Genomic DNA, 13201 nt, shown 5'->3' with positions numbered 1-13201 from the left:
TCGTAGACGCTAGGTCTACGCCGTAGACTTGTCAACGTGACGCCATCCGCTGCCGCCCCCGCCCGCGAACGCCTCGACCCGGAGAAGATCGTGGTCAGCGCGCTCGCCATCGCCGACGCCGAAGGCCTGTCCGCCGTCACCATCCGGCGGCTGGCGACCGAGCACGGCGTCACGCCGATGGCGCTCTACCGGCACTTCCGGGACAAGGACGAGCTGATCCACGCGCTCGCCGACCACGTGCTGCTCAACGTGGCCCTCCCGGCCCCGACCGGCGAGCCCTGGCACGTGCAGCTACGCGCGGTCTTCACCGCGCTGCTCGACTCACTCGCCGCGCACCCGGTGGTCGCGCCGCTGATCGTGCCGCGGGTGCTGGTCTCCCCCGGCGGCCTCGCGATGGCGGAGCGCGCGCTGGAGCTGCTGGCCCAGGCCGGTTTCGATACCTACCGGGCCGCCACGGTCGGCACCCAGGCGCTCTGCACCGTGATCAACCTGATCCCGTACGACCCGGGCGTGCCCACGATCCAGGACGAGGAGCAGCGCGAGGACCGCATCCGCGCCAAGCGGGCCGCGCTCGCCACGCTCTCCCCCCGCCGCTACCCCCACGTCACCGCCGCCGCCGACCCGCTCACCGGCTGCGTCGTAAAGGAGAACTTCCAGGAACTCGGCCTCGACCTGGTCATCGCCGGCCTCCGCGGCCTCCCCACCACCCGCTGATCAGCAGACCTCCCCGCCGCCGCCCGCAGACCAGCAGACCCCTGCCCCGCTGACCAGCGGCCTTCCCTGCCACCGCCGACCGGCGGCCTTCCCGGCCCACCCGCCGACCACCGGGCTTCCCTGCCACCGACTGACCGGCGGACTTTCTTGCCACCCACTGACCGGCAGGGAGGAGCGCCAGCGACGACCGGTGCCCGCGGGAGCACTGGGGACTCAGCCACGCCGGAAGCGGGAAAATGGTTATGATTCGGCTTTTCTTCGGGCTGCGGCCCGGCGTTTGCCCTCGTGCATGGCGGCGACGCGGGCGACCGGGATGGTGCGGCCCTCGTCGATCAGGTCCTGGGGGATCGGCTGGGGGCCGGGGAGCGCGTCGGTCCAGGGGTCGGTCCGAAGCAGCGCGGGCGCGGTGTGGATGGTGAAGTCCGCGGGGGTGATGTCGGCGAGGTCGTCCCACGCGACCGGGAACGAGACCGGGACACCGGGGCGCAGGCGAGGGCTGTAGGCGGCGGCGATGGTGGCGCCGCCGGCGCGGGTGGCGTCCAAAAAGACCTTGCCGTGGCGGTCCTCGCGGATGAACGCGGTGGTGGCCAGCGCGGGGTCGACGCGTTCCGCACGCGCCGCGAGCGCGCGGGTGGCGGCGGCGACCTGCTCGGTGTCGGCGTCCCGGACCGGCACGAAGACGTGCAGGCCCTTGGCGCCGCTGGTCTTCACGGCGCCGGTCAGGCCGGTGGCGGTCAGCGCCTCGCGGACCAGCGCGGCGGCGCGGACGGCCAGCCCGAACGAGCCGTCGTCCTCCGGCGGGTCCAGGTCGATGATCAGGTGGGTCTGGCGGTCCGGCGCGTCCGCGCGGGCGAGCGCGGGGTGATATTCCACGGCGCGCTGGTTGCCGAACCAGAGCAGCGTGCGGCGGTCGTCGCAGAGCGCGTAGCGGACCGCGCGGTGTGACGCCTCGGCCCAGACCTCGGTGGTGCGCACCCAGTCCGGCGTGTACTTCGGGACGTTCTTCTGCATGAACGCGTCCTGGCCGCGCAGCACCCGGATCACCGAGAGCGGGCGGCCGGCGAGCTGCGGCAGGAGGTGCCCGGAGACCGCGTCCAGGTAGTCGATCAGATCGCGCTTGGTCGCGCCGGCACCGTCGAAGAGTGCCGCGTCGAGGTTGGTCAGCTCGACCCCGTCCCGCGTCTCGCCCATCGTGTCACCTTCGCACGCCGGGGCCTATCCGGCCAGGCGAAGCGCGGCCCAGACCGCCTTGCCCTGCGGCAGCGCGGAGCAGCCCCAGCGGTGCGCCTCGGCCTCGACGACGCGCAGGCCACGGCCCCGTTCGGCGAGCGGCGCGCGCGGGTCGCCGCCGCTGACCGGGCGGATCCGGGGCGGTGCCGGGTTGCCGTCCGCGACCACCAGATAGAGGTACGGCCGGCGCAGTGTCACGGTCACGCCGATCGGCGTGCCGCCGTGCTCGACCGCGTTGTTGACCAGCTCGGAGATGACCGCCCGGGCCGAGTAGAGCAGTTCGTGCACGTCCCAGCCCGTGCACGCGTCGCCGACGATCGAGCGCGCGAACGAAGCGGCCAGCGGTCCCGCGTCCAGCCGCAGGTGCTCCCACCGGCTGGACGCGCGCAGGTCACCGGCGGCGCCGAGCGCCTTGTCCAGCGTGGGGTGCACGCGTACGCCGCGGTTCAGCACGCGCAGCCGCGCCGCGACCGTGGACCGGGCGACCAGCAGCAACGGCGCCTCCGGGGAATGGCCGGCCCGCCAGCGCGGTGCCACGAAGACCGCGAGCGCGCCGTCGTGCGAGATCCGCACGCGGTCCAGCGAGACGATCACCACCACCGGGCATTCGGCCAGCGCCTTGGTGATCACGGATCGGGCCCGGGCGGCGCTGCGCAGCGTCAGATCGCCCTCGAACGCGATGAGAACGGCGCCGCGGCTGTCGTCGCGCGCCACTATCGCGGACAGCTGTCTGGTTCCGCTCACTGCGGGCCCACCCCGTCCGGTCGGGAACGTTGCCGTGCTCGTCATCGGACCGAGTCTCGCGACCTCCCACCTCGGACAACAGACCGGAAGTGCGTCGTTCCCCCGGACGGGCGGCCGGTTCACCGGCCGCCCGTGCGCCCGCCGTCAGGACGCGGGCTTGAGCGGCGCGCAGGCCTCGACGGCCGCCGCGGTGGTGGCGTCCGCGGTGTTCAGCGCGGCCGGATCGGTCACGCCGTTCTCGGTGAGGCAGTTGTCGTACGCGGCGGAGGCGCCGCCGTCCACCTGGCCACCACCGGGACCGCCCTGGCCGCCGGGACCGCCCTGGCCGCCGTTGCCCATCTGCGGCAGCGAGTCCGCGCACGCCTCGGTCGCGGCTGCCCAGGCCGCCTCGTCGACGCCGTCGGGCTTGAGCATGTTCGCGAAGCCGCCACCACCGCCGCGCTGACCGCCGCCGCCCGGGCCGCCGGAGGGCTGCCCGGACGGGAACGCGGTCGGCCGGCCGGAACCTTGGGAAAAGGGCTGGCCGGAGCCCTGCGGGACGGGCTGGCCGGAGCCCTGCGGGAAGGCTCCGCCGGACGGGCGGGTGCCGCTGCGGTCCGGGTTCGTGGTCGGAACCGTCACCTGGATGCCCTGCTCCGACAGGCAGGCCGCGTACGCGGCGAGCGCGTTCTCCCCGGAACCTCCCGAGCCGCCCGAGTCGTCGGACGAGCCGGAACCGCCACAGCCCGCGGCCAGCAGCAGTGCCGCGGACCCGGCCAGCGCGACGGCCGCCAGCCGCCGGTGGACGTGAGAACTCACAGCTTCCTCCTAGTTCGGAAGAGCCCATGCAATCGGGCGGACCTCCGAGCCGGATCGGACGGCACTCGAAGCACGCTCGGAGACGTACCCCCGGAGGATTTTGATCTTCTGGGTCTGGCGGACGTCCACAGGTGTTACACAGGGTCGGTAAAGGTGCTGCTCAGATGGCAGGCACACGATCGGGACCATGACGATGACGATGCACTCCGACACACGCCAGGACCTGCGCCGCGCGGACGGCAGCCCGGTCCGGGTGCTGGTGGTCGACGACGAGTCCACGCTGGCGGAGCTGCTGTCCATGGCGCTGCGCTACGAGGGCTGGGACGTGCGCTCGGCCGGTGACGGCGGCGGCGCGGTGCGGGCGGCCCGCGAGTTCCGGCCGGACGCGGTGATCCTGGACGTGATGCTGCCGGACATGGACGGCCTGGAGGTGCTGCGCCGGCTGCGCGGCGAGACGCCCGAGGTGCCGGTGCTGTTCCTCACGGCCAAGGACTCGGTGGAGGACCGGATCGCGGGGCTGACCGCGGGCGGCGACGACTACGTGACGAAGCCGTTCAGCCTGGAGGAGGTCGTGGCGCGGCTGCGCGGGCTGATGCGCCGGGCCGGGCGGGCCGCGATGCGCTCGGACGCGGAGCTGATCGTCGGCGACCTGAGCCTGGACGAGGACAGTCACGAGGTACGGCGCGGCGGCGACATGATCACGCTCACCGCGACCGAGTTCGAGCTGCTCCGCTATCTGATGCGCAACCCGCGCCGGGTGCTGTCCAAGGCCCAGATCCTGGACCGGGTGTGGAACTACGACTTCGGCGGCCAGGCGAACGTCGTCGAGCTGTACATCTCGTACCTGCGCAAGAAGATCGACGCCGGGCGGAAGCCGATGATCCACACGATGCGCGGTGCCGGCTATGTCCTCAAGCCGGCGGACTGACAGCCGGCCGCGCGGGCCCAGGGGCTGGCCGCTGCGGACGCGACTGGTCGCCACCATGCTGGCGCTGCTGGCCGCGGCCTGCCTGCTGATCTCCGTGGTGACCGAACTGGCGCTGCACCGGAACCTGCAGGACCAGCTGGACCGGCAGCTGAACACGGCCGCGCAGCGCGTGGAGATCTTCGAGCGTCCGGGCAGCGGGCCGGATCAGTGGATCGGGCGCGGGCAGCCGGCCGGGACGCTGGTCGCCTACCTCAGCGGTGACCGTCCCGGCGTGCGCATCCTCGGCACGGATCTGCAGGAGATCGACGCGGGTGGCGCGCTCTACGCGATGCTCGGCACGATCCCGGCCGACGGCCGTCCCAGGACCTACCACCTGGAGGGGTACGGCAACTACCGGCTGAAGGCGCAGCGGCAGGGCCCGCACGACGACCTGGTCGTCACCGGGCTGCCCACCGCCCAGGTGGAGAGCACGCAGGTGCAGGTCGCGGTGATACTGGCCGTCGTCACCGGCGGCGCGCTGGTGATCGCCGGCGTCGCCGGGGTCGTGATCATCCGCCGGGCGCTGCGCCCGCTGCGCCGCGTCGCCGCCACCGCCGGCCGCGTGGCCGAGCTGGAACTGGACCGCGGCGAGGTCGCGCTGGCCGAGCGGCTGCCGGACGAGTTCACCGACCCGCGCACCGAGGTCGGCCAGGTCGGCGCCGCGCTCAACCGCATGCTCGGCAACGTCGAGGCCGCGCTCGCGGCCCGGCACGCCAGCGAGACGCAGGTGCGCCAGTTCGTCGCGGATGCCAGTCATGAGCTGCGCACGCCGCTGGCCGCGATCCGCGGGTACGCCGAGCTGACCCGCCGCAGCCGCCAGGAGGTACCGCCCGAGGTGGCGCACGTGCTGACCCGGGTCGAGTCCGAGGCGAAGCGGATGACGCTGCTGGTCGAGGACATGCTGCTGCTGGCCCGGCTGGACGCGGGCCGGCCGCTTGCGCACGAGCCGGTCGACCTGGCGATGCTCGCGGTCGACACGGTCAGCGACGCGCACGCGGCCGGTCCGCGGCACGTCTGGCGGCTCGACCTGCCACCGGAGGACTCGCTCGTGGAGGTGCTCGGCGACCGCGCGCGCCTGCACCAGGTGCTGGCGAACCTGCTGGCCAACGCGCGTACGCACACGCCGCCCGGCACCGAGGTGACGGTGTCCGTGCAGCGCCGGGACGGCCGGGCCGCGGTGCTGGTGGCCGACACCGGGCCGGGCATCCCGGCGGACCTGCTGCCGCACGTCTTCGAGCGGTTCGCGCGCGGCGACAGCTCCCGGTCGCGCGCCGCGGGCAGCACCGGCCTGGGCCTGGCGATCGTGCACGCGGTGGTCACCGCGCACGGCGGGCGGATCGACGTGCGCAGCCGGCCGGGCCGCACGGAGTTCCTGGTATCGATGCCGTTGACCGCGGGCGCGATCCCGGCAGGGGCGTAATCTCACGGCCGTACCGCCGTCACATCGGCGAGCGCGTATTCCCAGCGTCCTCACAGCTTTGGCGGAGCGCACGGTGAGATGCCCGGTCGATCCTGGTCACCGGGGCTGAAGTTGACCGAAGAGCCCGTCTTGTCGTGAATTCTGATTGCCGAAGGACGAAGCCGATGACCTCGACGTTGCCCGCTGAGGCCGTACCTTCCCCGGAGACGCCGGACCCTCCTCCGGAGACGCCCGCGACCGTCACGCGGTCGCGCCGGCAGCGGATCCTCCGCGGCCCCGACGACGACCCGGCGTGGGCCCGTCCCGCGCTCTACGCACTGCTGATCGCCACCGCCGTCCTCTACCTCTGGGGGCTCAGCGCCTCCGGCTGGGCCAACTCGTTCTACGCGGCCGCGGTGCAGGCCGGCTCGGAGAGCTGGAAGGCGTTCTTCTTCGGCTCCTCCGACGCGGCCAACTTCATCACCGTCGACAAGACGCCGCTCTCGCTCTGGCCGATGTCACTGGCCGCCCGGATCTTCGGGATGAACTCGTGGAGCATGCTCGTCCCGCAGGCGCTGATGGGCGTGGCGTCGGTCGCGCTGCTCTACGCCACGGTCCGGCGCTGGTTTCCGCCCGCGGCCGCGCTGCTGGCCGGCGCGGTGCTCGCCACCACCCCGGTCGCGGCGCTGATGTTCCGCTTCAACAACCCGGACGCGCTGCTCGTGCTGCTGATGATCGCGGCGTGCTGGGCGATGGTCCGCGCGCTGGAGCGGGGCGCGACCACGTGGCTGCTGCTCTGCGGCGTGCTCATGGGCCTCGGATACCTCGCCAAGATGCTCCAGGTACTGCTGATCCTGCCCGCGCTCGGCCTGGTCTACCTGATCGCCGGCCCGCCGAAGCTGGGCAGGCGGTTCCTGCAGCTGCTCGGCGCGGCCGGCGCGATGATCGTCGCGGCCGGCTGGTGGATCCTCGCGGTCGAGCTGTGGCCGGAGGACTCCCGGCCATACATCGGCGGTTCGCAGAACAACAGCATTCTGGAGCTCACGCTCGGCTACAACGGGCTCGGCCGGCTCAACGGCAACGAGACCGGCAGCGTCGGCGGCGGAGGCACCGGCGGACCGGGCGGCGGCATGGCCGGGCCGGGCGGCGGCGGTGGCAACGGCGGTGGGATGTGGGGTGAGTCCGGCATCCTGCGGATGTTCGACTCCGCGCAGGGCGGTCAGATCGCCTGGCTGCTGCCGGCCGCGCTGGTGCTGATGATCGCCGGGCTGGTGGTCACCGCGCGCCGGCCGCGCACCGACCGTACCCGCGCGGCGTTCGTGATCTGGGGTGGCTGGCTCGTCGTCACCACGCTCACGTTCAGCTTCATGCAGGGGATCTTCCACGCGTACTACACGGTGGCGTTGGCCCCGGCGATCGGCGCGCTGACCGGCATGGGCGGCGCGCTGCTCTGGTCGCGGCGGCGCAGCCCGTGGGCGATCGCGCTGCTGGCCGCGACGGTCGCGGGCACCGCGGTCTGGGCCTGGGTGCTGCTCGGGCGCAGCGCGGACTGGTACCCGTGGCTGCGCTGGACCGTGCTGATCGGCGGGGTGGTGGCCGCGGTGGCGCTGGCCGCGACCAGCCGGCTCGCCGCGCGGATCGCGGTACCGGTGGGCGTGGTGGCGGCCGCGATCACGCTGGCGGCACCGGCGGCATACGCCATCAACACCGCGGGTACGCCGCACGGCGGCGCGATCCCGTCCGCCGGCCCGATGACCGCCGGTGGATTCGGCGGCGGGCCGGGCGGCGGGCGCGGCGGCCGGAGAACCTTCCCGGGCGGCCAGGCGATCCCCGGCGGCGGTCAGATGATCCCCGGCGGTGGCCAGGCGATGCCCGGCGGTGGTTTCCCGGGCGGTGGCCAGGCGCCGCCGCAGGGCTTCACCGGCGGCGGTCAGGGCGGCCCGGGTGCGTACGGCCGGGGCAACGCCGGTGGCATGGGCGGGCTGCTCAACGGCTCCGAGCCGAGCGCGGAGATGGTCGCGCTGCTGGAGAAGGACGCGGACCGATACACCTGGATCGCGGCCGCGGTCGGCTCCAACCGGGCCTCCGGATATCAGCTCGCCACCGGCGACCCGGTGATGGCCATCGGCGGTTTCAACGGCACCGACCCGACGCCCTCGCTCGCACAGTTCCAGGAGTACGTGGAGCAGGGGAAGATCCACTACTTCATCGGGGACGGCGGCTTCGGCGGCGGCGGGCGCGACGGCAGCGGCCAGGTCGGCGCGGAGATCGCGACCTGGGTCCAGGCCAACTTCGCGTCGCAGACCCTGGACGACACGACGATCTACGACCTCACCGTGCCCGCCTCCGCGTCGCAGGGGAGCTGATCCGCCATGTCGATCACCGCAGGAGTGACCGCACCGGCCGGCATCCCACCCGTCACCGCCGCGCTCGACGTGGTCATCCCGGTCCACAACGAGGAGCGGGACCTGGAGCCGTGCGTGCGGCGGCTGCACGAGCACCTCAGCGCGTCCTTCCCGTACCCGTTCCGGATCACCATCGCGGACAACGCCAGCACGGACGGCACGCTCGACGTCGGGCGGCGGCTCGCGGAGAGCCTGCCGGGCGTGTCGATCACGCACCTGCCGCGCAAGGGCCGGGGATACGCGCTGAAGGAGGTGTGGTCCGCGTCCGGCGCGCCGGTGCTGGCGTACATGGACGTGGACCTCTCCACCGACCTGGCCGCGCTGCTGCCGCTGGTGGCGCCGCTCTTCTCCGGCCACTCGGACGTGGCGATCGGGTCCCGGCTGTCCCGGAGTTCACGGGTGGTCCGCGGCGCCAAGCGCGAGATCATCTCGCGCGGCTACAACCTGATCCTCCGCGGCACGCTGCAGGCTCGCTTCTCCGACGCGCAGTGCGGCTTCAAGGCGATCCGCAAGGACGTGGCCGACCGGCTGCTCCCGCTGGTCGAGGACACCGGGTGGTTCTTCGACACCGAGCTGCTGGTCCTGGCCCAGCGCGCCGGCCTGCGCATCCACGAGGTGCCGGTGGACTGGATCGACGACCCGGACAGCCGCGTCGACATCGTGTCGACCGCGATCGCCGACCTGAAGGGCATCGCCCGCCTCGGCCGCGCGCTCGCCACCGGCCGCCTCCCCGTGGCCGAGCTTCGCGCCCAGCTCGGCCGTGCCCCGCTCGCCCCGGTCCCCGGTGTCCCCGCCGGGATGACCGGCCAGCTGCTGCGGTTCGCCGCGGTCGGCGTGGCGAGCACGCTCACGTACCTGCTGATCTACGCCCTTCTCCGGCTCGGGCTCGGTGCACAGGTCGCGAACCTGCTCGCGCTGCTGATCACCGCGGTCGGCAACACGGCGGCGAACCGGCGCTTCACGTTCGGCGTGCAGGGCAGGGACGGCGCGGCCCGGCACCACCTACAGGGATTGATGATCTTCGGTCTCGGCCTCGCACTGACCAGCGGCTCACTGGCCACGTTGCACGCAGTCACGGAGACTCCACACAGGGTCATTGAGCTGCTGATACTCGTCGCCGCGAACCTGATGGCCACGTTGCTGCGGTTCCTCCTGATGCGGGCCTGGGTCTTCACGAAGGCGTGATGAAACACCCCCGTTTCGACGCCGGCCGACTCCCCGGGAGCGACTAGAGTGGTCGCCTCGGGGAGCGCTGGAAGCAGATTCGAAGACGGGGTGAGTCCTGCCGTGGGCGATTCGTTCGTGCACCTCCACGTGCACACGGAGTATTCGATGCTCGACGGTGCGGCGCGGTTGAAGGACCTCTTCAAGGAGGCGAAGCGGCTCGAGATGCCGGCGGTGGCGATCAGCGACCACGGCAACATGCACGGGGCCTACGACTTCTACAAGCAGGCCAAGGCCGCGGACATCGTGCCGATCATCGGCGTGGAGGCGTACGTCGCGCCCGAGTCCCGCTTCCACAAGCAGCGCGTGAAGTGGGGCCGCCCGGAGCAGAAGTCGGACGACGTCTCCGGTAACGGCGCGATCACGCACATGACCATGTGGGCGCAGAACGCGGACGGCCTGAAGAACCTGTTCAAGCTCAACTCGCGCGCCTCGTTCGAGGGCCACTACGTGAAGTGGCCGCGGATGGACATGGAGCTGATCTCCGAGTACGCCAAGGGCATCATGGCGACCACCGGCTGCCCGTCCGGCGCGGTGCAGACCCGCCTGCGGCTCGGCCAGTTCGACGAGGCGGTCAAGGTCGCGGGGCAGTACCAGGACATCTTCGGCAAGGACAACTACTTCCTGGAGATCATGGATCACGGGCTCTCCATCGAGAGCCGGGTCCGTGAGGGCCTCCTGGAGATCAGCAAGAAGCTGAACATCCCGCCGGTGGTCACGAACGACTCGCACTACACCTACGAGGAGCAGGCCGCCGCGCACGACGTGCTGCTCTGCGTGCAGACCGGCTCGAACGTCGACGATCCGAACCGGTTCCGGTTCGACGGCAACGGCTACTTCGTGAAGTCGGCGGACCAGATGCGCGCGATCGACTCCTCCGACGCCTGGCAGGAGGGCTGCCGGAACACGCTGCTGGTGGCCGAGAAGGTCGACACCACCGGCATGTTCACGTTCAAGAACCTGATGCCGCGCTTCCCGGTGCCGGAGGGCTACACGGAGGAGTCCTGGTTCCGGCACGAAGCGTTCGAGGGCCTCAAGCGGCGCTTCCCGAACGGCATCCCGGAGACGCATGTCACGCAGGCGGAGTACGAGCTCGGGATCATCATCCAGATGGGCTTCCCGTCGTACTTCCTGGTGGTCGCGGACTTCATCCAGTGGTCGAAGCGGAACGGCATCGCGGTCGGCCCGGGTCGTGGCTCGGCGGCCGGTTCGCTGGTCGCGTACGCGCTGGGCATCACCGACCTCGATCCGCTGCCGCACGGCCTGATCTTCGAGCGTTTCCTGAACCCGGACCGCGTCTCGATGCCCGACGTCGACATCGACTTCGACGAGCGCCGGCGCGCCGAGGTGATCCGCTACGTGACGGACAAGTGGGGCGAGGACCGGGTCGCGCAGATCGCCACGTTCGGCACGATCAAGGCGAAGGCCGCGATCAAGGACTCCGCGCGCGTGCTGGGCTACCCGTACGCGGTCGGCGACCGGATCACCAAGGCCATGCCGCCGGCCGTGATGGGCAAGGACATCCCGCTCTCCGGCATCTTCGACTCCAACCACCCGCGGTACTCCGAGGCCAACGAGCTGCGGTCGATGTACGAGTCGGAGATGGACGTCAAGAAGGTCATCGACACCGCGCGCGGCATCGAGGGCCTGATCCGGCAGACCGGCGTGCACGCGGCCGGCGTCATCATGTCCGCCGAGCCGATCATCGACCACATCCCGCTGATGCGCCGGGACGCGGACGGCTCGATCATCACGCAGTTCGACTACCCGACCTGCGAGACGCTCGGCCTGCTGAAGATGGACTTCCTCGGTCTGCGGAACCTGACGATCATCGACGACGCGGTCAAGAACATCGAGCTCAACCACGGGGTCAAACTCGACCTGCTCGGGCTGGAGCTGACCGACCAGGCCACCTACGAGCTGCTGGCCCGCGGCGACACGCTCGGCGTGTTCCAGCTCGACGGCGGCCCGATGCGCTCGCTGCTGCGCCTGATGAAGCCGGACAACTTCGAGGACATCTCCGCGGTGCTGGCGCTCTACCGGCCCGGCCCGATGGGTGCGGACTCGCACACCAACTACGCGCTCCGCAAGAACGGCCTCCAGGACATCATCCCGATCCACCCGGAGCTGGAGACGCCGCTCAAGGAGATCCTCGGCCCGACGTACGGGCTGATCGTCTACCAGGAGCAGGTGCAGCGCGCCGCGCAGAAGCTGGCCGGTTACTCGCTCGGCCAGGCCGACCTGCTGCGCCGTGCCATGGGCAAGAAGAAGAAGGAGGTCCTGGAGAAGGAGTTCGTCCCGTTCCGCGACGGCATGCGGGCGAACAAATACTCCGACGAGGCCATCAAGGCGATCTGGGACGTGCTGGTCCCGTTCGCGGACTACGCGTTCAACAAGGCGCACACCGCGGGGTACGGGCTGGTCTCCTACTGGACCGGCTACCTCAAGGCGAACTACCCCGCCGAGTACATGGCCGGTCTGCTCACGTCCGTCGGTGACGACAAGGACAAGATGGCGCTCTACCTCGCGGAGTGCCGCCGGATGGGGATCAGTGTTCTCCCGCCGGACGTCAACGAGTCGGCCGGCCCGTTCACCCCGGTCGGCAAGGACATCCGGTTCGGCCTCGCCGCGGTCCGCAACGTCGGCGCGAACGTGGTGGAGGCGATCCGCCGGTGCCGCGACGACAAGGGCAAGTACACCGACTTCTACGACTTCCTCTCCAAGGTCGACGCGGTCGCCTGCAACAAGAAGACGATCGAATCGCTGATCAAGGCCGGCGCGTTCGACTCGATGGGCCACACCCGCAAGGGCCTGCTCGCCGTCCACGCGGAGGCGATCGACGCGTACTCCGGCGTCAAGAAGAACGAGGCCGTCGGCCAGTTCGACCTGTTCGGCGCCGGCTTCGGCGACGCGGCACCGTCCGCGACCGTCGCCATGCCGACCATCCCGGACAGCGAGTGGGACAAGCGCGACAAGCTGGCGTTCGAGCGCGAGATGCTCGGCCTCTACGTCTCCGACCACCCGCTCTTCGGCCTGGAGCACGTGCTCTCCCAGCACGCCGACACCAGCATCGCCGCGCTCGCCGAGGAGGGCACCGTCCCGGACGGCGCGGTCGTCACGCTGGCCGGCATCCTCTCCGGCGTCCAGCGCCGCGTCACCAAGCAGGGCAAGGCCTGGGCGTCCGCGTCACTGGAGGGCCTGGCCGGCGGCGTCGAGGCACTGTTCTTCCCGAACACCTATGAGATGGTCGGGCAGTACATCGCCGAGGACGCGATCGTGGTCGTCAAGGGCCGCATCGACCGCCGCGACGACACCCCGCGCATCATGGCGATGGACATGATGATGCCGGACGTCCACACCAACCCGGACACGAAGCCGGTCATCCTCACCATGCCCATCACCCGCTGCACCCCGCCACTGGTCGAACGCCTGAAGGAGGTGCTGATGCTGCACCCGGGCGACAACGAGATCCACGTCAAACTGGTCAACGGCGGCCGCACCACCGTCCTGCGCCTCGGCACCCGCGTCGCCCCGACCACCGCGCTGATGGGCGACCTGAAGAGCGTCCTCGGGCCCGCGGCCGTCGGATAAGACCTTCAACACCGATTTCCCGCTTCCGGCGTGGTGCTGCCTGCTCGGAGCGGGCACCGGGCGGCCTTCCTGCCGGTTCCGCGGGTGGTTCGGTGGGACAGTTGTGCCCGGCCGGGCCGAGGCCATCGG

At 71.4% G+C, this 13201-nt stretch carries 9 protein-coding genes; 6 read left to right on the top strand and 3 right to left on the bottom strand.

Annotated features, from left to right (window positions below):
• Positions 1-36: 36 nt before the first annotated feature.
• The gene (locus tag J2S43_RS37690; protein ID WP_306837413.1) at positions 37-714 is read left to right on the top strand and encodes a TetR/AcrR family transcriptional regulator; all 678 of its coding nucleotides are present in this window, start codon (positions 37-39) and stop codon (positions 712-714) included.
• A 240-nt stretch (positions 715-954) separates the two neighbouring features.
• On the opposite strand, the gene J2S43_RS37685 is transcribed toward J2S43_RS37690, so the two are convergent.
• The 3 genes from J2S43_RS37685 to J2S43_RS37675 all read right to left on the bottom strand — a co-directional run bounded on the left by J2S43_RS37685 (position 955) and on the right by J2S43_RS37675 (position 3486).
• Positions 955-1905: a DNA polymerase domain-containing protein gene (locus J2S43_RS37685; protein WP_306837411.1), complete on the bottom strand. Its 951-nt coding sequence runs from the start codon at positions 1903-1905 to the stop codon at positions 955-957.
• 24 nt (positions 1906-1929) lie between these two features.
• Positions 1930-2688 carry an ATP-binding protein gene (locus J2S43_RS37680; RefSeq protein WP_306837409.1) on the bottom strand — a complete coding sequence of 253 codons (759 nt, stop codon included), beginning with the start codon at positions 2686-2688 and terminating at the stop codon, positions 1930-1932.
• A gap of 144 nt (positions 2689-2832) precedes the next feature.
• Positions 2833-3486 (bottom strand): hypothetical protein, encoded by a 654-nt coding sequence (locus tag J2S43_RS37675; RefSeq protein WP_306837408.1) that lies wholly within the window; start codon positions 3484-3486, stop codon positions 2833-2835.
• A 193-nt stretch (positions 3487-3679) separates the two neighbouring features.
• Between J2S43_RS37675 and J2S43_RS37670 the strand changes: the two genes are divergently transcribed.
• From J2S43_RS37670 to dnaE, 5 genes are all read left to right on the top strand, one after another.
• Entirely contained in the window at positions 3680-4414 is a 735-nt protein-coding gene (locus J2S43_RS37670) for a response regulator transcription factor (protein ID WP_306839723.1), read from the top strand.
• Entirely contained in the window at positions 4392-5873 is a 1482-nt protein-coding gene (locus tag J2S43_RS37665) for a sensor histidine kinase (RefSeq protein ID WP_306837406.1), read from the top strand. Before J2S43_RS37670 ends, J2S43_RS37665 begins: the two co-directional genes overlap by 23 nt.
• A 164-nt stretch (positions 5874-6037) precedes the next feature.
• Positions 6038-8218, top strand: a complete 2181-nt coding sequence (locus J2S43_RS37660) for an ArnT family glycosyltransferase (protein WP_306837404.1) — start codon at positions 6038-6040, stop codon at positions 8216-8218.
• Positions 8219-8224: 6 nt separating this feature from the next.
• Entirely contained in the window at positions 8225-9442 is a 1218-nt protein-coding gene (locus tag J2S43_RS37655; protein ID WP_306837402.1) for a bifunctional glycosyltransferase family 2/GtrA family protein, read from the top strand.
• 102 nt (positions 9443-9544) lie between these two features.
• Positions 9545-13072 carry a DNA polymerase III subunit alpha gene (gene dnaE, locus J2S43_RS37650; RefSeq protein WP_306837400.1) on the top strand — a complete coding sequence of 1176 codons (3528 nt, stop codon included), beginning with the start codon at positions 9545-9547 and terminating at the stop codon, positions 13070-13072.
• Positions 13073-13201 lie beyond the last annotated feature (129 nt).

It is taken from the genome of Catenuloplanes nepalensis (assembly GCF_030811575.1).
In the GTDB taxonomy this organism is placed as follows: domain Bacteria; phylum Actinomycetota; class Actinomycetes; order Mycobacteriales; family Micromonosporaceae; genus Catenuloplanes; species Catenuloplanes nepalensis.
This window is presented reverse-complemented; position numbering and strand designations above follow the sequence as displayed.

Bases quoted from the DNA above. Each gene is read 5' to 3' on its own strand.
- J2S43_RS37685 (WP_306837411.1), bottom strand. From the start codon at position 1,905: ATGGGCGAGACGCGGGACGGGGTCGAGCTGACCAACCTCGACGCGGCA.
- J2S43_RS37670 (WP_306839723.1), top strand. From the start codon at position 3,680: ATGACGATGCACTCCGACACACGCCAGGACCTGCGCCGCGCGGACGGC.
- J2S43_RS37665 (WP_306837406.1), top strand. From the start codon at position 4,392: ATGTCCTCAAGCCGGCGGACTGACAGCCGGCCGCGCGGGCCCAGGGGC.
- J2S43_RS37660 (WP_306837404.1), top strand. From the start codon at position 6,038: ATGACCTCGACGTTGCCCGCTGAGGCCGTACCTTCCCCGGAGACGCCG.
- J2S43_RS37655 (WP_306837402.1), top strand. From the start codon at position 8,225: ATGTCGATCACCGCAGGAGTGACCGCACCGGCCGGCATCCCACCCGTC.